The sequence below is a fragment of the Variovorax sp. FW301-JW7 genome (assembly GCF_058788795.1).
Window position 1 is genome coordinate 290,566 of the sequence record NZ_JBYTBC010000002.1, and the last position, 20,375, is coordinate 310,940.

General features: G+C 68.8%; 20 protein-coding genes. 12 read left to right on the forward strand and 8 right to left on the reverse strand.

Features of this window, described 5'->3' with window-relative positions:
* Positions 1–67 precede the first annotated feature (67 nt).
* The 3 genes from AC3WQM_RS06375 to AC3WQM_RS06385 form a co-directional block, all read right to left on the reverse strand.
* Positions 68–3,082, reverse strand: a complete 3,015-nt coding sequence (locus tag AC3WQM_RS06375) for a transglycosylase domain-containing protein (protein WP_492677376.1) — start codon at positions 3,080–3,082, stop codon at positions 68–70.
* A 396-nt stretch (positions 3,083–3,478) separates the two neighbouring features.
* Positions 3,479–6,283 carry an ImpA family metalloprotease gene (locus AC3WQM_RS06380; protein WP_492677377.1) on the reverse strand — a complete coding sequence of 935 codons (2,805 nt, stop codon included), beginning with the start codon at positions 6,281–6,283 and terminating at the stop codon, positions 3,479–3,481.
* Between the two features lie 277 nt (positions 6,284–6,560).
* Complete coding sequence (locus AC3WQM_RS06385) at positions 6,561–7,103, reverse strand: helix-turn-helix domain-containing protein (protein WP_492677378.1); 543 nt, start codon at positions 7,101–7,103, stop codon at positions 6,561–6,563.
* Positions 7,104–7,199: 96 nt separating this feature from the next.
* Here AC3WQM_RS06385 and AC3WQM_RS06390 point away from each other — a divergent pair, with 96 nt between their 5' ends.
* From AC3WQM_RS06390 to AC3WQM_RS06405, 4 genes are read left to right on the forward strand one after another with little or no spacing between them, the layout of a single operon-like run.
* Positions 7,200–8,216: a Bug family tripartite tricarboxylate transporter substrate binding protein gene (locus tag AC3WQM_RS06390; RefSeq protein ID WP_492677379.1), complete on the forward strand. Its 1,017-nt coding sequence runs from the start codon at positions 7,200–7,202 to the stop codon at positions 8,214–8,216.
* A 5-nt stretch (positions 8,217–8,221) separates the two neighbouring features.
* Positions 8,222–8,869, forward strand: coding sequence for a glutathione S-transferase family protein (locus AC3WQM_RS06395; protein ID WP_492677380.1), 648 nt, complete (start codon positions 8,222–8,224; stop codon positions 8,867–8,869).
* A gap of 33 nt (positions 8,870–8,902) precedes the next feature.
* Entirely contained in the window at positions 8,903–9,700 is a 798-nt protein-coding gene (locus AC3WQM_RS06400) for an aldolase (protein ID WP_489059626.1), read from the forward strand.
* Positions 9,701–9,744: 44 nt separating this feature from the next.
* Positions 9,745–10,650: a dihydrodipicolinate synthase family protein gene (locus AC3WQM_RS06405; RefSeq protein ID WP_492677381.1), complete on the forward strand. Its 906-nt coding sequence runs from the start codon at positions 9,745–9,747 to the stop codon at positions 10,648–10,650.
* A 362-nt stretch (positions 10,651–11,012) separates the two neighbouring features.
* Here AC3WQM_RS06405 and AC3WQM_RS06410 read toward each other — a convergent pair whose 3' ends face one another.
* The 5 genes from AC3WQM_RS06410 to flgA all read right to left on the reverse strand — a co-directional run bounded on the left by AC3WQM_RS06410 (position 11,013) and on the right by flgA (position 13,944).
* Positions 11,013–11,837: a response regulator transcription factor gene (locus AC3WQM_RS06410; protein ID WP_492677934.1), complete on the reverse strand. Its 825-nt coding sequence runs from the start codon at positions 11,835–11,837 to the stop codon at positions 11,013–11,015.
* A gap of 123 nt (positions 11,838–11,960) precedes the next feature.
* Positions 11,961–12,392 carry a YadA-like family protein gene (locus AC3WQM_RS06415; RefSeq protein WP_492677382.1) on the reverse strand — a complete coding sequence of 144 codons (432 nt, stop codon included), beginning with the start codon at positions 12,390–12,392 and terminating at the stop codon, positions 11,961–11,963.
* 8 nt (positions 12,393–12,400) lie between these two features.
* Positions 12,401–12,856 (reverse strand): flagella synthesis protein FlgN, encoded by a 456-nt coding sequence (locus AC3WQM_RS06420; protein WP_492677383.1) that lies wholly within the window; start codon positions 12,854–12,856, stop codon positions 12,401–12,403.
* Positions 12,853–13,149, reverse strand: coding sequence for a flagellar biosynthesis anti-sigma factor FlgM (gene flgM / locus AC3WQM_RS06425; protein WP_492677384.1), 297 nt, complete (start codon positions 13,147–13,149; stop codon positions 12,853–12,855). The genes AC3WQM_RS06420 and flgM overlap by 4 nt, the downstream gene beginning before the upstream one ends.
* A gap of 96 nt (positions 13,150–13,245) precedes the next feature.
* Positions 13,246–13,944 carry a flagellar basal body P-ring formation chaperone FlgA gene (gene flgA / locus AC3WQM_RS06430; protein ID WP_492677385.1) on the reverse strand — a complete coding sequence of 233 codons (699 nt, stop codon included), beginning with the start codon at positions 13,942–13,944 and terminating at the stop codon, positions 13,246–13,248.
* 221 nt (positions 13,945–14,165) lie between these two features.
* Between flgA and flgB the strand changes: the two genes are divergently transcribed.
* The 8 genes from flgB to AC3WQM_RS06470 all read left to right on the forward strand — a co-directional run bounded on the left by flgB (position 14,166) and on the right by AC3WQM_RS06470 (position 20,375).
* Entirely contained in the window at positions 14,166–14,573 is a 408-nt protein-coding gene (flgB, locus tag AC3WQM_RS06435) for a flagellar basal body rod protein FlgB (protein WP_492677386.1), read from the forward strand.
* The gene (gene flgC / locus AC3WQM_RS06440; protein ID WP_492677387.1) at positions 14,570–14,965 is read left to right on the forward strand and encodes a flagellar basal body rod protein FlgC; all 396 of its coding nucleotides are present in this window, start codon (positions 14,570–14,572) and stop codon (positions 14,963–14,965) included. Before flgB ends, flgC begins: the two co-directional genes overlap by 4 nt.
* Positions 14,966–15,009: 44 nt before the next feature.
* Positions 15,010–15,696 carry a flagellar hook assembly protein FlgD gene (locus tag AC3WQM_RS06445; protein ID WP_070061527.1) on the forward strand — a complete coding sequence of 229 codons (687 nt, stop codon included), beginning with the start codon at positions 15,010–15,012 and terminating at the stop codon, positions 15,694–15,696.
* Positions 15,697–15,778: 82 nt separating this feature from the next.
* Positions 15,779–16,993 (forward strand): flagellar hook protein FlgE, encoded by a 1,215-nt coding sequence (flgE, locus tag AC3WQM_RS06450; protein ID WP_095747489.1) that lies wholly within the window; start codon positions 15,779–15,781, stop codon positions 16,991–16,993.
* A gap of 13 nt (positions 16,994–17,006) precedes the next feature.
* A complete protein-coding gene (locus AC3WQM_RS06455; RefSeq protein WP_492677388.1) occupies positions 17,007–17,753 on the forward strand; it encodes a flagellar basal body rod protein FlgF in 747 nt (248 codons plus the stop codon).
* Positions 17,754–17,776: 23 nt separating this feature from the next.
* Positions 17,777–18,559: a flagellar basal-body rod protein FlgG gene (gene flgG, locus AC3WQM_RS06460; RefSeq protein WP_070061530.1), complete on the forward strand. Its 783-nt coding sequence runs from the start codon at positions 17,777–17,779 to the stop codon at positions 18,557–18,559.
* Positions 18,559–19,254, forward strand: a complete 696-nt coding sequence (locus AC3WQM_RS06465; RefSeq protein WP_492677389.1) for a flagellar basal body L-ring protein FlgH — start codon at positions 18,559–18,561, stop codon at positions 19,252–19,254. The genes flgG and AC3WQM_RS06465 overlap by 1 nt, the downstream gene beginning before the upstream one ends.
* Entirely contained in the window at positions 19,254–20,375 is a 1,122-nt protein-coding gene (locus AC3WQM_RS06470; protein ID WP_492677390.1) for a flagellar basal body P-ring protein FlgI, read from the forward strand. The genes AC3WQM_RS06465 and AC3WQM_RS06470 overlap by 1 nt, the downstream gene beginning before the upstream one ends.

The following is a 20,375-nucleotide window of genomic DNA, read 5'->3' on the forward strand; positions in this document are numbered from 1 at the left end:
CCTCCAGATTCAAGCCCCTGTAGCAGCCCTGCTACAGGGGCTTTGTCTTTGGGCCGCCCATGTCGCCTCATGGCGCCCGCTGCGGTTCCCCACACCCCCTGCGCTGCAGCACCGGCAGCAACTGCGGCCCCAGCGACTTCAGCAGCTGGGTCGGCAGCGCGCTCGTGAACCGATAGCGAGCGGCATGGGGTTCGCGCACATACGCCAGGATGGTGCCGAAGTAGCGGTCGCCGATCATGAACACGAAGGTGGCCGAGCGGCTGATCTTGCGCTCCGAGAGCATCCGTCCGCCGCGGCCGGTGTGTCCGTAGCGATGGTCGCCGGTGCCGGTCTTGCCGCCGATCTCGAGGGCGCGGCCGTTCTCGTCCACCAGCGCGCCCTTCAGTCGCCGTGCGGTGCCGTCGTTCACCACCTCGACCAAGGCACGGCGCACCGTGGCGGCCACCTCGGCGGGCAGCACCTGCTGTGCGCTCGCATGGCGCGGCTCCAGCCTTGTCTCGTAGGGCGTGTCGCGCGCGAAGTGCAAGGCGCCGACCCGTTGCGTGGGCAGCCGCACGCCGTTGTTCGCGAGGATGCCCATCAGCTCCGCCAGTGCGGCCGGCCGGTCGCCCGACGCGCCGATCGCGCTCGCGTAAGACGGCGTGAGCGACGCGAACGGGTAACCCACGCGCTGCCATGAGCGGTGAATCTGCGCAAAGGCGTCGAGTTCGATCAGCTCGCGCAGGCGCCTGTCTTGCGCGCTCTTGTGGCGCGTCTTGAAGAGCCAGGCGTAGACCTCCTGGCGTTCGCGCACGCTCGCGTCCAGCACCTCGGTCAGCGAGGCGCCGGGGTGGCGCCGCAGGTAGCCGACCAGCCAGAGCTCCAGCGGATGCACGCGCGCGACGTAGCCGCGATCGGCCAGCGACAGGCCGGCGTAGGTGCGGCGCAGCGCCCCCAATGCGCGCGGCGAATCGGCGCCGCGGCCCAGCCGCTGCAGCAGGAGCGCGTCGAGCCGTGCGTCGTCGGCCTCGGGCTCGATCGTGAAGAGCACGCTCGCCAGGCGCGGTGCCGATGGCCTTAGGCCGCGCAGCAGCAGCGCTTCGGCGTCCGCGGCCGGCAGGTGCTGGTACTTGCGATGGAAGCGGGTGAGGAAGGCCGAGCCTTCGCGGTCGGCAAAGCGCGCGAGCAGCTCGCGCCGGCCCGGGTCGGCAGGGTCCTTCAGCAGGCGCTCGGCGCCCGACGCGCCGCCGAACATGCGGTGGCGCACCAGGTCGCGCATCAGGCGGATGAACACCAGGTTGACCGAATGCTTGAAGCCTTCGCGCACCGTCATCGAACTGCTGTTGCGTGAGCGCTCGAAGTTCTCGAACTGGTGCAGGCCGCCGCCGGTGAAGAAGGCCTCGCCGGGGTTCGCCGAGTACTTGCGCTCCATGGCCGCCTCCAGCATCGGCGCAAGACGGCGATCCTTGGCGCGCAGGAGGTACTGCCGCGCCCACGCGCCCAGCGGGTCGCGCGGGTTCGGCGCCAGCGCCGACAGCTGGGCCGGGCTCAGGTCGACCCAGCCCGCGTGCAACTCGGCCACGAGCTCCAGGTAACTCACCAGGGTGCGCAGCTTGGCGGTCGAGCCCAGGTCCAGCCGCGCGCCCTGGTTCACGTCGAACGGCTGGTCGATGTTGTCGGCCTGGATGCGCAGCAGGTTGGTTCCGGCGCTGCGCTCGAACAGCGTGAAGCTGTAGATCAGCGGGCTGGGGTCGGCACCCGGGTCGAGCATGTGGGAGCCCACCAGCCCCGCCGCCTTCGTCGCGGCGGGCGTGCGCAGGCCGGCCAGCACGCGCGCCACGAGCGCCTGCGCCTCGCCGTCCAGGCTGGTTTCGGCCTCGAGGTCGAGGCGCTCCAGGTCGTAAGCCCTCGGCACGTCGAGCAGCGTGGCGATGTGGGTGCGCAGCGCGGTCGCGGCCTTGCGCTGCACGAAGTCGGGCCGGGGTGCTGGGGGCAGGTCAGGCTGCAGGTGCAAGGGCAGCGGCAGCGCCGCGTCGCGCAGCGTGGGCGTGATCAGGCCGGCCTCGGCCATCAGCCGCAGGTAGCTGTCGGTCAGCCGCGCCAGGCCGGCGCCGTCGCCGAGCAGGTGCTGCGATGGGCGGCGCTGCGCGATCATCAGCGACAGCGCCTGCTTGAAGGCCTCGGCCTGCTGACGGAGCGCCTCGTCCGTGGGCGCCGCCGCCTCTTCCGCGGGGTCGGCGAGCAGGCGGTTGATTTCACCGAAGTCGCGCCCGTACCAGGCCCACAGGCCGTCGCCCAGCCCGTGCACCTCGCCCATGCCCGGTCGCGCGGCCAGCGGCACGGTGTCGAGGTAGTCGACGACGATCTGGCGGCGCCGCGCATGCGTGTCGTCGCCGTCCTGGTAGGCGCGCAGCGAGGCCGACGCCATCTGGCGCAGCTTGTCGCCGACCGACCCGGTGCGGCCCTGCGGCGAATGGCGGTACTTCTCGATCTGCGTGGCCAGCGTGCTGCCGCCCGTCGCCGTCTGGCCCAGGCCGACCGCGCGCAGCGCCTGCTCGAGCGTCGCCTTGGCAAAGCGTTCCGGATCGATCGCGGGGTTGCGCTGCAGTGGCTGCGCGTCCAGCAGGTGGCGGTCCTCGACGAACAGCAGGGCGCTCACCAGCAGCGGCGGTACCTCCTCGAAGCGCTCGTAGGCGCGCTTCGGCACGCGGGTGTGCAGCAGCGCCGCGTCCCGGCAGTCGCGCACGGTCAGGCCGGCCTGGTTTTTCTCACGGTAGGGCGCGAAGAGCCCGTAGTCCTGCAGTTCGAGCAGCCGCGGCGACATGCGGGCCTGGCGGGTGACGACATAGCCCTGCGGCGCCAGGCGCTCGATGTAGTCCGGCAGCTGGTGATAGCCCAGCCGCTCGTCGTAGGGCCCGGTCCGGGGAAAGCGGATGGCGTCGCTGGCACCGTCTTCGACGCTGAAGCGGGCGCCCTCGGCCAAGTCGCGCCACAGGGCCGATTGCAGCCGGGACGTCTTCAATTCGTCCAGCACGAACACGGCAAGCCCGCCTCCCACGGCGAGTCCCGCGCCGATCCAGAAAAGCTTCTTGAACCAAGTCATGCTCTGCCTCGCGAACAGTCTGCACCGTGGGTTCGTCAGTGAAGATGATGCGCTTTTTGAGGCGATTTGGCTTGCGTGCGACGGGGCCGTCGGTCGCATGTCTGGGCGGATGCACAGAGCGCAGGACGACGATCGCAACGTGGAAAGGCAAAGCAGGCGCTCGCGGATGGAACCGCCACACACGTGCCGGGAGCGAGGCTTGCGCGGGAACGCGGCGCATCGCGGACCCTGCACGCTCATCGTGTGGCAGAAAGAAGGCGTGCCTCGGTCCCCTGGCGCATGTCGATCTGTACGGACGTGCGGGTCGCTCGACGGCCATCAACGACCTGCAGTTTCCGAGTGATGCTGAAGACAAGGCATGGTCACGACGGGGCGCCGTGACCATGCCCCGCCCGCTCAGAACGGATACACCGGCGTCTGCCCCTGCACCGACAGCCACTGCCCCGTCGACAGCTGGTTGGCCTTGTTGGCGCCCAAAGCATAGAACCGTTGCGGTGCTATCGGCAGCGTCAGCGCCGCCACCGAATTCAGCGCGGTCTGCGTGAGCGGAACGCCGTACATGGCGAAGACATTGCGCAGGTCCTGGCCGATGATCTTCGAGCTCAGCACGTACAGCAGTTCGTGGTTCGAAATGTCGTTGCTGGCGTAGCCGCTCATGCCGTAGTTGCCCGCCGTGTTGGTGCTCCACTTCTTGGCGACCAGGCGCCCGCCCTTCGACAGCAACGTGAGGAACTCGATCGTGCTCGCGGCGGTGGGCTGGGCTTCGCTGTGGCGGGCCTGCGTGTAGAGAAACGCCAGCTGGAAGTACATGGCGAGCATGGGGCTTTGCTCCGGGCCGCCCCACAGCCGCGCCTGCATGTCCGCGCGCTGCGGCTCACCGCTGAGCGCGAGCGCCCGGTTGTCCTGGATCATCCTGTACAGGGCCGCGTGGGCGGTGCGGGTGCCGCTGTCGTCCTCGCCGAGGACGGCGTAGCGGCGCAGCATGTGCGCGCTGGACAGCGTGTTGTTGTCGCACTCGGTGCTGCAGCCCTTGCCGTCGATCACGATCTGCATCCAGGGCTGCACGGTGTTGTGGCCCAGCTCGTGCGGCCAGCCCCAGCCGATGTCCATGGCCCAGTTGTCGGAGTCGATCGGGTGGCCCGAGCAACCGCTGCCGCACCTCGGCAGCCAGCTCACGAAGTGCTGCACGCCCGGCGCGTTGTGCACGGCGTCGTCGCAGGCCCACGCGAAGCTGGTGCACAGGGTCGACACGGTGCTGGGCATCTTCATGTCGTTGTAGCCGTTGGACATGTGGTTGGTGTCCATGAGGATGCCTTCGATGCGCCGCGTGACGAGGTCTTGCGGCGTGCGCAGCGTGCCTGACGGCATGCCCGACTTGAAGCTCTTGAGCGCCACGGCGATGGTCTGCTGCAGCTCGCCGCCGCGGAACTTGAAGGTGGACCAGCCGTAGTCCTGGCGCTGCAGCGCGGCCATGGCGGCGTCCAGCTCGGCCTGCGCGGGCGTGCCCTGGCTGAAGTCGAAGTGGGCGTACCTGACCGTGCCCTTCACGCGCAGCTTGACCTTCTGCCCGGCCGTGGCGCCGCTGTAGCTCAGGAACAGCGGGCCTCCGAACGGCGTGACGAAGTCGTTGACGGCATCGCGCTGCAGCGGCACGGTCCATGACGGCGCCTGGCGCGGGCGGAGGTAGTTGCCGGCGTCTGTCAGCGGGTTGCCGTAGGTGCGGATGTGGCTGGTCTGCACGCCGAGGTTCACGCCGACGGGTGCCTCGGCGATCTCGAGTGCCACGGCCTTCGCCGGAATGGCGCCCCGGCCGATCGCCGTCTTGCCGCTGCCTTGCGGGAGCGTGAGCTCGATGGTTTCGTAGTCGCTGCTCGTGGCGAGCTTCTGCGCGCCGGCGGGCATGTAGTCGCCCTGGCCGCCCGGTTGCGTCGTGGTCGCGGTGCGGCCGAAGGCCTGCCACGAATCGGACGCATAGGCGCGCAGGAAGTTGGCGGCATCGCTGGTGCGGCTGATCTTGCCGTAGGCGATGTCACGGCGCCATTCATCGGCCCACAGCACCAGCAGGCGCTGCAGTTCGGTGTTCTCCGTCTTGAAGAGCGGCCGGCCTGCCAGCTCGGTGCTCGACAGGTCACGGCGCGCCGCATCGATCCCGACGATGGGTTGGTTGTCGACGGCGAAGTCCTGCGTGTACGTGTCCCTGGCGAGCCACTCGAGCGTGTGCACCAGGCTGCCGAGCTGGTCGCCGCGCGCCAGGGCGTCGACGGCGGTGCGGCCTGCGGTCACTGAATAACCCGAGGCGGGCGCAAAGAAGTTGCCGGGGTCGGCGGCGAGGTCCATGCCCAGGCTGGACAACAGCCGCGTGCCGCCCGGGGCGGTCCACCAGCTGCTGTGCATGTAGATCACGGCCTTGCCGGCCTTCACGTAGCTTCGCACCAGCTCGCCCAGCGCGGGGTTGTCGGCCACGCTGGCGCCGAAGACGAGCAGGTCGGCGTCGCGCCAGCAGGTGTTGGTGGGCGAGGCGATGTCGCACGCGATCTCTTGTGTCTTCTTCTGCAAGCGGGTCGCGAAGTTCTTGATGGCGCCCGCGTTGTAGCCCGCCTGGCTGAACTTGAGCGTGGCCGGCAGCGTGCCTTCGGCCTGCCCTGTCATCACCCACGTGAAGGCGCGCGTGAACAGCGGCAGGTGCTGCTGCTCCTTCGTCGTGCCGGCCATCCAGCCCAGCACGTCGGCACCGTAGGCCAGCGCGCGGCCGTCGCCCAGTTCGGCGATGGCCGCGATGCCTGAACCGTCGTCGGCAACGATGAACGGAATCGCCTGCGTGAGGCTGGCCGGGGTCAGCGCGGCGCTGTTCTTTCCGATGTCGAGCGCGAGGTTCGGCACCTGGCCCTTCGTGTTGTAGATGTCGGCCAATACCTGCTGCGGGCGCGCACGCAGTTCGATGGCTTTGCGCGTCGCACGCTCCAGCAGCGTGGCGCGGTCCTCGGGCCGCAGGCCACTCGGGTCTCCGCTGTCGAGTGCAGCGTCGATGGGGCTCGCCGGCGGGGTGGTCGTGTCATCGTCCGGCGCACCGGTGGACGTGCCCGGCGTGCCGGGCATGCCCATCCCGGCAAAGCCGCCGCCGCCGGAGTCCCCGCCGCCGCCACCACAGGCGGACAGGACGAGGCAGGCGATCAGGGTCACGAGCTTGCGCGCGTGCGTCATGGTTCTTCTCCTTTGTAGTTCTGGCTTCTTGGGTATGAGGCCGGAGGCGCGAGCGGGGTCGCGCCTCCCTGTCGCGATGAGACGCGACGCGCTGCGGTGGCGTGTGTGTACTGCCGGCGGCGGGCGACGGATTGTCGCCAGCACAGGCTGGTTTTCGACAGGTCTTTCAGCGACTGTCGGCTGGAAGAAACAGGCGGATGTGTGTGCGCTCGATCGTCAGGCGCATGAAGCGCATCGCGTGCAACGCGACAGGCTTCGTCGCTGTAAGCACATCGCCTTACGAGGCGGTGGAGGGGCTCGCAATCACCAACAGAACTTGCGCCGCTTTCTTGCTCGTGCAGATCAGTCGGTGCGGCACGGAGGCGTTGAAATGCACGCAGTCTCCGGCGACCAGATCTTCGGTCTTGTCGTCGAGTTCGAGGCTGACCTCGCCGCTCAGGACATAGATGAGCTCTTCGCCCTCGTGGTCGCTCTTCAGGTGCTTCGCGCCTTTGTCACGACCGGGCTGCAGCACGAATGCGACCACGCGCTGACCGGGTGCCGTGCCCGCGACCAGCCGCGGGGCGCCTTCGTCTTTTTGCTTCGCCTTGGCGTCGGCGGCGCGCGTGATCGTGACCGAGCTGCTCGTCGATGCCTGGCCGAACAACTCGTCCACCGGCAGCTTCAACGCCTTGGCGAGTTTCAGTGCAACACCCACCGATGGGTTCGCCAACCCACGCTCCACCTTGGAGACATAACTGCGCGTGAGCTCCGCTGCTTGCGCAAGCTCTTCCAGCGTCATTCCCGCCTGGGTGCGCAGGAGTTTCAACTTGATCGTCATGGTTTCTTGCAGGACACATGAGTCCTATCGTACATTTGAGTCCTGAGCCGCGACACCGATTTGTCGCCGCACCGTTGGGTTCTTTTGGAGTATGTCATGTCGAATTTCCCGTCTTTTCGCTGGAAAAATCCATTTCTCACTGCCGCGGCCCTGCTCGGCGCGGTGCTGTGCGCGGCCACGGTCGTGGCCCTTCCCCGGCCCGCTTTGGCGCAGGCGGCCTACCCGGCCAAACCCATCAAGCTGATCGTGCCGTTCGGTGCCGGCGGCATCACCGACGTCGTGGCGCGGCTGGTGGGACAGAAGCTGGGCGAAGAGCTCAAGCAGTCGGTGATCATCGACAACCGCGCCGGCGCGGGCGGCAACATCGCGGCGCAGGCGCTTGCCCAGGCCGCGCCCGACGGCTACACGCTGCTGCTGGGCACGGTCGGCACGCAGGTCGTCAACAAGATGATCTACAGCAAGCTCGCCTATGACGCGAGCGCCTTCGCGCCCGTCTCGCTGGTGAGCAACTCGCCGTACGTGCTGGTCGTGAACGACGCGCTGCGCGTCGACGATGTGAAGGGCCTGGTGGCCTATGCCAGGGCCAACCCCGGCAAGCTCAACGCTGGCTCCGCGGGCAACGCCAGCTCGCCGCACCTGGGGCTGGAGCTTTTCAAGATCGCCACCCACACCGAGATCGTCCATGTGCCGTTCAAGAGCGGTGCCGAAGCCATCAACGCCGCGTTGGGCGGGCAGGTGCAGATCGTGATCGACGCCATTCCCGTCATCCGAAGCCAGGTCCAGGCCGGGCGCCTGAAGGCCCTGGTCATCGCCGACGACGCGCGCAGTGGTGCCATGCCGAAGGTGCCGACCAGCGCCGAAGCCGGTGTGCCCACTTTCCTGATCGGGTCGTGGAACGCCTTGCTCGCGCCACCGGGCACGCCCAAGCAACAGACCACGCTGTTGTCCGAAGCCCTGGCGCGCGCCCTGGCCCGCCCCGAGCTGCAGGCCAAGCTGGCCGAGATCGGCGTCGAGCCGCTGCCCACGGGTGAAGCGGCCTACCTGAAGCATGTGCGCAGCGAGACCGACAAGTGGACGCGCATCACCAAGGCCGCCGGCACCAAGGTGGACTGACCGCCATGCGCATCATCGACACGCAACGCTCCGGCAACTGCTGGAAGGTCCGGCTCCTGGCGAGCTTCGTGGGCATCGATCTGCAGCGAACCACGCTGTCGATCGACCGCGGCGACCTGCAGTCCGCAAGCTTCCTCGCCCACGCGCCGATGAAGCGGGTGCCCGTGCTCGAACTGGACGACGGCCGCATGCTGAGCGAGTCGGGCGCCATCCTTTTCTATCTGGCGCAGGGCACGCCGTGGTGGCCCCAGACGCTCCACGAGCAAGCGCAGACGCTCGCATGGATGCACTTCGAGCAAGAGCAGCACATGCGACCGTTGGCCCAGCTGCGGCTGCACCTGGCCCTGCGCAAAGACCTCACGCCTGCCGACGCCCCAGTGCGCGCGTGGCTGCAGGAAGGCCACGACGCGCTGGCGATTCTCGAAGCGCGCCTGGCAACAGGCCGGCAGTGGGTCTCCACGGAAACGGCGCCGAGCATTTCGGACATCGCCTTGTATCCGTACACCCGCATGGCGCCGATGGGCGGCGTCGATCTTGCGCGCTACCCGCAGGTGCAGCGCTGGATCGATCGCATCGAAGGCCTGCCGGGCTACGCGCCGCTGTTCCCTGGGCAACCGGACCTCACCCTTTCCACGCTCGAGACCTCGGGCTGACTTTTTCTCAACGCTGATACGGGAGCGATTGCTATGTCAGAAGACACTTTTTCCCTCAACAAGGAAGCCTTGATCGACAAGGCGAATGCCGAGATGGAAACGACCCTGTTGCCATCGGAGTACACGCTGCGCCAGAAGCTGGCGCTGACGTGCCGCATCCTCTTCGAGAACGGCCACGACTCCGGCCTCGCGGGCCAGATCACCACGCGCACCGAGGTCCACGGCACCTACCTGACGCAGCGCCTGGGCCTGGGCTTCGACGAGATTTCGGAAGACAACCTGCTGGTCGTCGATGAAGACCTGAACGTCAAGTCCGGTTCAGGCATGGCCAACCCCGCCAACCGCTTCCACTCGTGGGTCTACCGCGCGCGGCCGGACGTCAACTGCATCATCCACACGCACGCACTGCACGCGGCGGCCCTGAGCATGCTCGAGGTGCCGCTGGAGGTTTCCCACATGGACAACTGCGTGCTGTACGACGACGTGGCTTTCGTTCCGAAGTGGCCCGGCGTGCCGGTCGGCAACGAGGAGGGCGAGCTCATCTCGACGGCATTGGGCAGCAAGCGCACCTTGATGCTCTCGCACCATGGCCTGCTGGTGGCGGCTGAAAGCGTCGAAGCCGCCTGCGTGCTGGCGATCGCGTTCGAGCGTGCGGCCAGGATGCAGCTGCTGGCCGCCGCTGCAGGGGCGATCCAGCCCATCGATCCGGCCCTGGGCCGTGAAGCGCACGACTGGATCCTGCGTCCCAAGCGCAACGAGGCGGCCTTCGCGTACTACGCGCGCCGCACGCTGCGCACCGGTCGCCACGCGGACTGCCTCCGTTCGCGCTGAACGGCGTGCATTCGATCCCTTCACCGAAAGATTCCCAAGCCATCATGAGCACTCCCTTCAAAGGCATCATTTCCTACCCCGTCACGCCGTTCGACAAGGCCTCGGGCCGTGTCGACCTCGCGGCTGTGCGCGGCCTCATCGACCGTCTCGTCGAACGCGGTTCGCACGGCATCGCCCCGCTGGGCAGCACCGGCGAAAGCGCCTACCTGGACGACGCCGAGTGGGACGCCGTCGCCGAAGCGTCGATCCAGCAGGTCAACAAGCGCCTGCCGGTCATTGTGGGCATCTCCGACCTGACGACGCGCAATGCGGTGCGCAAGGCGAAGTTCGCGGAAGCGGCGGGCGCCGATGCCGTGATGGTGCTTCCGGTGTCGTACTGGAAGCTCTCGGACGACGAGATCTTTCGCCACTACGCCACGATTTCAGAGGCCGTGGGCGTGCCGATCATGGTCTACAACAACCCGGCCACCAGCGGCGTCGACATGAAGCCGGAGCTGATCGTCCGCATCGTCAAGGACATCGCGAACGCCACGATGGTCAAGGAAAGCTCGGGCGACATCCAGCGCATGCACACGCTGATGCAGCTGTCCGATGGCCGCATTCCGTTCTTCAACGGCAGCAATCCGCTGGCGCTCGAAGCCTTTGCGGCCGGCGCCGTCGGCTGGTGCACCGCTGCGCCCAACCTGATCCCCGAGTGGCCCCTGGCGCTCTGCGACATCTGCGCCGCAGGCGACCTGGACCGCGCGCGCCGTGTGTTCTACGCCCAGCTGCCGATCCTGCGCTTCATCCTGCAGGGCGGCCTGCCCACGACGATCAAGGCCGGCCTGGGCCTGCGCGGCTTCGAAGCGGGCGTGCCGCGCGCGCCGCTGCTCGGACTCGACAGCCAGGGCACCCAGACGCTGCAGGCCCTGCTGAAGGCCATCGACGCGAAGCCGCTGGCTGCGCTGTAGTCCTGCGCAGCCGCGCAAGGTCTCCCGACGGCTTACTCCGGGTCGTCGGGGTGTTGCGGACCGGCCAGCAGCCCGAGCACCAACCCGCCGAGGGCGATGGCCAGGGCCAGAATCAGCGATGCCTCTGCGAGTAGTCTCATGGTGTCCTGCAATGAATCTCCCCCCTCACCGTGTGTCCTGTCATTGAACCCACGTTCGCTGACCGGCGGCTGAGTACGGAAGCAGAAGGGTTTTATGTGGGGCTTCAGCCTGTCTTCAGCCAAGGCGCGGATACTGGCGGCGACGGTCTTCTGGCGTTGGTAGAGGTCGCTTCGGCACCCGCCCTTCGGGGTGGTTCCTCGAGGCCGGAGGTCGTCACAGTTTCATGCCCGCGCGCTTTCGCCGAGCCACACCGGCTCGTTCGAGGTGTCCGGGAAATCCGCGGTGTCGATCAGCGGCGCTTCGTCGACTTCGGACGCCGCCGGCGCCATGTGCCGCAGCTCGTAGCCACGCCCGTACACCGAGACCAGCACGAACTCGCCGCCCTTGTGCAGCGACAGCTTGCGACGGATGCTGGCCACGCAGCAGTCCAGCGTGCGGCTCGTGCGTTCGATGCGCGCGTCCACCCACAGCGAGGCCAGCAGCCAGTCGCGCTCCAGCAGCCGGCCGGCGTTGCGAAACAGCAGCAGCGCCAGTTCGAACTCGCGCGGCTTCAGCCGCACGTCGACGCCGTGGCACACCACCACGCGGCGCTCGCCGAGGAACTGGTAATCGCCGAAGCACGCGGCCGTGGCCTGCGGCTGCAGCAGCGTGCGGTTGCGCCGCAGCGATTCGCGCACGCGCAGTTCCAGCTCGAACTCGTCGACGGGCAGCACCGCGAAGTCGATGCTCGCGCCCTGCGTCTCGCCGCCCGCGGCCGACAGCACATCGACCAGCAGGTTGCGCTGCGAGGCGCGCGCCACCAGAAAAATGGGAATGCGCAGCGCGCGGCACATCGCCGTGAGGATCGGCCAGGCGCCTTCGTCCTTCAGCACGACCAGCAGCAGGCCGAATTGCTGGCCCTGGGTGACGGCCAGCAGGAACTGCGTGCTGTCGCCGAAGGACACGGGCTCGCAGCCCATCAGGCGCAGGCGGTTGCCCCAGCCGGCCTGCTGCGCCTCGTCGCAGCCCACCATCGCGATGCGGCGCGCGCCCTGCTGCGCGGCCATCACGCGCGGGCTCCTCGGGGTGCGACCTTCTGGTGACGGGACGTTGGCGTGGAAGGAAGGGTCTTCATGTCGGTGGCATCCATGCGAAGGTGGTGAAGGGCGTCCCGGGGCAATGGCATGGGCTCAGGGGCGGGCGGCGCCGGTGCTGCGCGGCAGCTTCCAGCCGATGCCCGCGTTGAAGCCCCAGTCCCGGCCCGTGCTGGACACGCCCATGCCCCAGGCCGTGTCGCCGTCGTCCGACGTGCGCTTGAAGCCCAGCGCCGCGGCCGTGTAGCCCTGGTAGGTGCCGAAGGCCAGGCCGAGGGACTGTTCGCCGGGCCGGTACGACGGCACGTAGGCGGCCGACATGGCGATGGCCATGGCCGCGCCCGAGTACGCGATGCGCGCCGTTTCGCCGACGGCCGTGCGCACCGGGTGCAGCTGCCCCAGGTTGATGGCGTCGTCCGAGCGCACGGCGGGGGCGAGCTCGAAGGCATGGGCGCCGGTGCACGCGAGCCACAGCAGCACCAGCGGGATCGCGGTGCGTGCGGGGGCGAAGCGTGCGGATGCGTTCACGAGACGGCTCAGCCGGCGGCCAGCCGGGTGCCCGCGCCGGCTTGCGTCTTGCGCACGCCGTCGGGGCCGTAGAAAGGTTGGGCGCGGGCCTGCAGGAAGTGCAGCGCCTGCTGCGTGAAGTCGAGGTGCGCGTACACCAGCGTGCCGTTGTGCAGGTTGCGGTTGCGCGCGTCTTCGGCGAGCGCGAGCAGTTCGCGCCAGGCCTGGCGCGTGGGTTCACCGCCTGCTGCAGCGGCGGCATCCGCGCCCGCTCGACCGGGCCCGAAGCCCAGCGCTGACTGCAGCGATTCGCGCTGCCGGTCGAGTTCGGCCATGCGGTCCAGCAGCGTGGTCTTGCGGCCGGCGATGGCGTTCAGCGCGTCGAAGTCGCTGGCGGACATGGCCTGCGCCTCCTGGTCCAGCGCCACGAGAAACTCCCCGATGCAGCCCGCTTCCGCGCGCAGGTGCGCCAGCAAGGTGCTCATGCCTGGCCCTTTGGTGCGAGCAGCTCGCGCACGCTGGCCAGCAGGCCGTCGGCGATGCGCTCGGGACGGATCTCGTAGCGGCCGGCGCGAATGTCCTCGCGGATCGCGGCCACGCGCGCCGCGTCGAAATCGCTGCCGCCCACGGCGGCGGGCATCGCATGGACGAGCGCGGAAACGGGCGCCGCTTCCTTCGGGCGCTGCACGGCCTCGGCGGACGTCGACGGAGCCGGCGCGCCCGGTGCGGGCGTGCGGTGCAGGGGCGTGGCCGAAGGGGCGGTGGGATCGATTTTCAAGGTGATTCCTCAGGGGCTGACCCGTATATCGGCAGCCGGTGCAAGAACTTTAGGAAGGGCGTGCATGAAGTGAAGCCTGCGCCGACGCGGCGGCCGCTACTGCACCAGCCGGACCTGTCCTTCCTCGTCGGCCACGCCGCGGATCACCCGGCCGTCCAGCGTCCTGGCCTGCACCACCGCGCCCACCGCGGCGCCGCTCAGGGCCTTGGCTTCGGTGCTGACGACAAAGCCCGGCCCCTGCGCCACCACCTTCACGGCCTGGCCCTGCTGGATCACGGCGACGCCGCGCAGCAGCTCCTTGCGGATCGGGGCGCCGGGCGCGACGCGGTTGGCGCTCACCACGCCGACCAGTTCGGCCGCGCTGGTGACCACCGAGCGCGGCAGCCGCGTGAGGTCGCCGGTGCGCTCGACCACGTCGCCGGCGCCCAGTGCCCGGCCCGCGTCGATGGCGCGCGCCGCCACCAGGTAGCGGCCTTCCACCGCGACACGTGCCTGCACGAAGCGCGTCCACGGCCGTTCGGCATGACAACGCACGCCCACCGAGATGCGGCCCCACGGCGTGACGCCCGGCGGCAGGAACACCTCAGGCGCTTCGCACGGGGGCAGGGCCTCGGTGCCGCGTCCTTCGAGGCTGACCGTCACCTGGCCCGGCAGGCCGGCGCTCTGCACCTGGAGGTAGGTCTCGACCGCCTTCGCGGCCACGTCGCTTGCCATTGCACCGGTCGACATCGCGCACGACAGCCCCACCGCGCAGGCGGTGCGCAGCAGGCGTTGGCGAAGCGGCGAGAGGGTCATCGAAAGCGAAAGAAGAGGGTCAGAAAAATGAGGGCGCCGGTGCAGGAAGGCCGCAACCGGCGCCCCTGGATTCTTATGAATTCACCCCGCCGGCGAAGGTGCGAGCAGCAGGCGAAACCCCCCTTTGTTCGGGCGATTGCCAACGCGCCGCATGCATAGACTTGCTTTCCATCGGTCGCTGCGCCCCGTGCACTGGCGACGCCTCAACAGATGGAACAAAGATGATCGACAAGCTGGATGCGGCGTTTCGCTTCCACCGCGAAGCGCTCCATCTCCGGGCCCAGCGCCAGGAGGTGCTCGCGGCCAACATCGCCCATGCCGACACGCCGAACTACAAGGCGCGCGACTTCGACTTCGGCGCGCGCCTGAGCGAGGCCGTCGAGCGCGGCCGTGCATCGTCGTCGGTGTCGATGGCCACCACCTCGTCGCGCCACCTCGCGGGCCAGGCGCAGGCCACGGCCGGCGACGCCCTGCTGTACCGCGTGCCGCACCAGTCCAGCCTCGACGGCAACACGGTCGAGATGGATGTCGAGCGCGTCGCGTTCGCCGACAACGCGCTGCGCTACGAGTCGAACCTCACCCTCATCAACGCCAAGATCAAGTCGCTCCTGTCGGCGGTACAGCCATGAACATCTTCGACGTGGCGGGCTCCGCCATGACCGCGCAATCGCAGCGCATGAACGTGACCGCGAGCAACCTCGCCAACGCCGAGAGCGTGGCCGGCCCCGACGGCCAGCCCTACCGCGCCAAGCAGGTGGTGTTCGAGGTGGCGGCTTCGGGCCGACGCGACATCGGTGGCGTCAAGGTGTCCGGTGTCATCGAAGACCCGTCGCCCGCCAGGCTGGTGTTCGACCCGAAGAGCCCGCACGCCAACGCCGAAGGCTACGTGGCGATGCCCAACGTCAACGTGGTCGAGGAGATGACCAACATGATCTCGGCCTCGCGCAGCTACCAGGCCAACGTCGAGGTGCTCAACACCGCCAAGACGCTGATGGTCAAGACACTGACCATCGGCCAGTAACCCCCGCACGCCCACGCGCCTCCCGCAGGAAGAACACCGACCCCATGGCCCTTTCCGACACCTCGTCCATCAGCGGGCTGAACGCGCCCACGGCGGCGAACAGCAACAACAACGTCTCCAGCGCCGACAGCGAGCAGCGCTTTCTCAAGCTGCTGGTCACGCAGCTGAACAACCAGGACCCGCTCAACCCGATGCAGAACGCCGAGCTCACCTCGCAGCTCGCGCAGATGAGCACCGTGAGCGGCATCGAGAAGCTCAACGCCACGCTCTCGGGCCTGGTCAACCAGACCGGTGCCAACCAGCTGCTGCAGGCCACCTCGCTCATCGGCTACAACGTGCTGTCGCCCGGCGACGTGCTCACCACCAAGAAGCCCGAGGACGGCAAGGACCCCGCCACGCAGGCCTTCGCCGTGCAGCTGCCGGGCACCGCCGCCGACGTCGAGATCAAGATCGTCGACAGCACCGGCAAGGTGATCCGCACGCTCGACGCGGGCGCCATGAAGGAAGGCGTCAACGCCGTCACCTGGGACGGCAAGGACGACCTGGGCGTGGCGGTGCCGCCGGGTGCCTACCGCTTCACGGTCGATGCCAGCAACAACGGCACCACGGTGAAGGCCACCGCGCTCACCTTCTCGCAGGTGGCCGCCGTGAAGCAGGGCGCCGGCGGCGTCACGCTGGAGCTGGCCTCGGGCGCCAGCATCGGGCTGGGCGACGTGCGCCTGTTCCTCTGAGCTTTCGTCTTCGTCTTCGACGCGGCCCGTGCGGGCCGCGCCCTTCGCACTCTTCTTCCTCGCACCGAACAAGGACCCCCTCATGAGTTTCTCCCAAGGCATCAGCGGACTCGGCGTGGCCGCGGCCAACCTCGACGTCATCGGCAACAACATCGCCAACTCGGGCACGGTGGGCTACAAGTCGGCCGCCGCCACCTTCCAGGACGTGTACGCCGGCTCGCGCGTGGGCCTGGGCGCCTCGGTGTCGGGCGTGACGCAGAACTTCACGCAGGGCGTGACGCAGTCGAGCACGCGCCCGCTGGACGTGGCCATCCTCAACGGCGACGGCTTCTTCCGCCTGGCCAGCCCCAGCGGCGAGGTCTTCTACTCGCGCAACGGCCAGTTCACGCGCGACAAGGACGGCTACATCGTCAACGCGCAGGGCCTGCAGCTCACCGGCTACGGCGCCAACGCCAGCGGCGGCATCAGCGGCGGCACGCCGGGCCCGATCCAGGTGCAGGGCGGCATGATGCCGCCCAAGCCCACGGCCAACATCGACGCGCAGTTCAACCTCGACGCGCGCAGCACGGTGCCCGCCAAGACGCCGTTCAACCCCACCGACGCCGCCACCTACAACTACCCGAACGCCATCGGCCCCATCTACGACTCGCTGGGCAACCCGCACGACGTGGCCGTGTACTTCGTGAAGACCGCGGCCAACACCTGGAACGTGTACGGCACCTCCGACGGCGCGCCGCTGAACGGCGGCGCCGCGCTGTCCAACGTCACGTTCGACGCCAAGGGCGTCATGACCGCACCGGCCTCGGGCGCGTTCAACATCGGGCCGCTCACCTTCACCAACGGCGCCTCGCCGCTCACCGCCTCGGTCGACCTCACGGGCACCACGCAGTTCGGCAGCGCCAACGGCATGAGCAAGCTGGGCCAGGACGGCTACAAGTCGGGCGAGCTCACCGCGTTCTCGATCAACCCCGACGGCACCATCACCGGCAAGTTCTCCAACGAGCAGACGCGCCTGCTGGGCCAGGTCGTGCTGTCGTCGTTTGCCAACCCGAACGGCCTGGAGCCCAAGGGCAACAACGTGTGGGCCGAGACGCAGGCCTCGGGCAATGCGCTCACCGGCACGCCGGGCGAAGGCACCAAGGCCGGCTCGCTGGCCTCGGGCGCGCTGGAGTCGTCCAACGTCGACCTGACTTCCGAGCTGGTGAACCTCATCGTCGCGCAGCGCAACTACCAGGCCAATGCGCAGACCGTGAAGACGCAGGACCAGGTCATGCAGACGCTCATGAACATCCGCTGACCGGGAGCATCGCGTGGATCGAATGCTGTATGTCGCCATGAGCGGCGCCAAGCAGGCCATGGAGCAGCAGGCCGTGGTCGCCAACAACATGGCGAACGTCTCGACGCCGGGTTTCCGTGCGCAGATCGCGACCTTCCGCGCCGTGCCCGTGGTCGGCGAAGAAGCGCCCACGCGCGCCTTCGTGGCCGCCACCACGCCCGGTGCCGACTTCACCCACGGCCCGCTCACGCAGACCGGCCGCGCGCTCGACGTGGCCGTGGGCGGCCAGGGCTGGCTGGTGGTGCAGGCGGCCGACGGCAGCGAGGCCTACACGCGCGTCGGCAACCTGCAGGTCGGCGCCGACGGCCAGCTCACGACGATGGGCGGGCGCCCCGTGGTGGGCGACAACGGCGCGCTCACCGTGCCGCCGGGTTCGGCCGTGAGCATTGCGTCGAACGGCCTCGTGGGCTCGCGCGACGCGGCCTCGACCACGCTCACCGGCATCGCCGAGGTGGGGCGTCTCAAGCTCGTCAACCCGCCCGCGACCGACCTCGTGCGCGGCGACGACGGCCTGTTCCGCATGCGCGCCGACCTGCCGCCGGCCGAGGCCGACGAGGCCGTCACGCTCATCTCGGGCGCCATCGAGGGCAGCAACGTGCAGCCGGTCGATGCCATGGTGGCCATGATCGCCAACGCCCGCAGCTTCGAGATGCAGATGAAGTCGCTGCAGACCGCCGACATCAACGCGCAGACCGCCAACAAGCTGCTGGCCTACGGCTGACCCTCTTCCAGGAACTCCTTTCAATGATCCGCTCCCTCTACATCGCCAAGACCGGCCTGGACGCGCAGCAGACGCAGCTCGACGTGGTCTCCAACAACCTGGCCAACGTCGGCACCACCGGCTTCAAGCGCAGCCGCGCCGTGTTCGAAGACCTGGTCTACCAGAACCTGCGCCAGGTCGGCGGCCAGAGCTCCGACCAGACGCGCCTGCCTTCGGGCCTGCAGGTGGGCACCGGCGTGCACGTGGTGGCCACCGAGCGCATCCACTCGCAGGGCAACCTCACCAAGACCGACAAGCCGACCGACGTGGCCATCAGCGGCAGCGGCTTCTTCCAGGTGCTGATGCCCGACGGCACCACCTCGTACACGCGCGACGGCTCGTTCCAGACCGACCGCGACGGCCAGCTGGTCACGGCCAGCGGCTTCCCGGTGCAGCCGGCCATCACCATCCCGGCCAACGCCACCAGCATCACCGTGGGCCGCGACGGCATCGTGTCGGTGGTGCAGGCGGGCGGCACCAACACCGTGCAGGTCGGCCAGCTGCAGCTCGCGACCTTCGTCAACCCGACGGGCCTGCAGAGCAAGGGCGAGAACCTGTACGCCGAGACCGACGCCTCGGGCGCACCCAACCAGGTGAACCCCGGCGTGGACGGCGCGGGAACGCTGAGCCAGGGCTATGTGGAGGCCTCCAACGTCAACGTGGTGGAAGAGCTGGTCAACATGATCGCCACCCAGCGTTCGTACGAGATCAACAGCAAGGCGGTCCAGACCTCGGACCAGATGCTGCAGCGCCTGGCCCAGTTGTGATGCGGGCGGGGGTGCATCTTCTTCGCCGGGCGGCGGCGCTGCTGCTCGCGGCCACGTTGGCCGCCGGCTGCGCGCAGGTGCCGCGCGAGCCGCTGGTGCACCAGCCGATGACGGCGCGTGCCGACCAGTACGCGGCGGTGCAGGCGCGGCGTGCCCCGGGCGCGATCTTCCAGGACGGCCCCGGCGCCAACGCGCTGTTCGAAGACCGCCGTCCGCGCAACGTCGGCGATATCCTCACCATCCTCATCAGCGAGAAGGTCAACGCGACCAAGAACTCGGGCGCCAATGCCAGCCGCACGGGCAACACGACCAGCGTGTTCGCGGCCATTCCCAAGCTCATCGGCGGCCTGCTCGACGGGCAGGACACCAAGCTGTCGGGCACCAACACGCTCAACGCCAAGGGTGGCGCCAATGCCAACAACACCTTCAACGGCGTGATCACCGTCACCGTGACCGACGTCATGGCCAACGGCAACCTGCTGGTGAGCGGCGAGAAGCAGATGGGCATCAACCAGGGCACCGAGTACATCCGCTTCTCGGGCGTGGTGAACCCGCGCACCGTGTCGGGCAACAACACCGTGCCCTCGACGCTGGTGGCCGATGCGCGCATCGAGTACTCGGCCAAGGGCTACATCGATGAGGCCCAGCACATGGGCTGGATGCAGCGCATCTTCTTGAACGTGATGCCGTTCTGATGACACACCTCCAGGCTTCACCTAATTCGAATCGCTGGCGCATCGCGGCGTTGTGCGCGTTCCTGTTCATCGCGCCCGCGCACGCGGAGCGCCTGAAGGAGCTCGCCAGCATCCAGGGCGTGCGCGACAACCCGCTCATCGGCTATGGCCTCATGGTCGGCCTGGACGGCACGGGCGACCAGACGATGCAGACGCCGTTCACCACGCAGAGCCTGAACAACATGCTGCAGCAGCTGGGCATCACGATCCCGCAGGGCGTGAACATGCAGCTGAAGAACGTGGCGGCCGTCATGGTGACGGCCACGCTGCCGTCGTTCGCGCGGCCGGGGCAGAACATCGACGTCACCGTGTCGTCCATGGGCAATGCCAAGAGCCTGCGCGGCGGCACGCTGCTGATGACGCCGCTCAAGGGCGTGGACGGCGCGACCTACGCGGTGGCGCAGGGCAACATGGTGGTGGGCGGCGCGGGCGCCGCGGCCAACGGCAGCAAGGTGCAGGTCAACCAGCTGAGCTCGGGGCGCATTCCCGCCGGCGCGCTGGTGGAGCGCACGGTCGAGGCGCCGGTGGGTGCGGAAGGCGCGTTCACCCTCGAGCTGAACCGCTCCGACTTCGGCACCGCGCAGCGCGCCACGGACGCCATCAACCGCCAGTTCGGCGCCGGCACCGCCGAAGCCATGGACGCACGCGTGATCCGCGTGCAGGCGCCCGAGCCGCAGCGCCGCGTGGGCTTTCTCGCGCAGCTGCAGGAGCTCGAGGTCACGCCCACGCAGGCGGGCGCGCGGGTGGTGGTGAATGCGCGCACGGGCTCGGTCGTGATGAACCAGGCGGTGCGCGTGAAAGACTGCGCCATCGCGCACGGCAACCTGTCGGTGGTGATCAACACCGAGCCGGTGATCAGCCAGCCGGGCGCGTTCTCGGGCGGCAGCACGGTGGTGGCGCAGACCTCGCAGATTTCCGTCAACCAGGGCGGCGGCGCGATCCAGATGGTGCGCGGCGGCGCCTCGCTGGCCGATGTGGTCAAGGGGCTGAACAGCCTGGGCGCCAACCCGCAGGACCTGGTGTCGATCCTGCAGGCCATGAAGTCGGCCGGCGCCCTGAGCGCCGAGCTCGAGATCATCTGA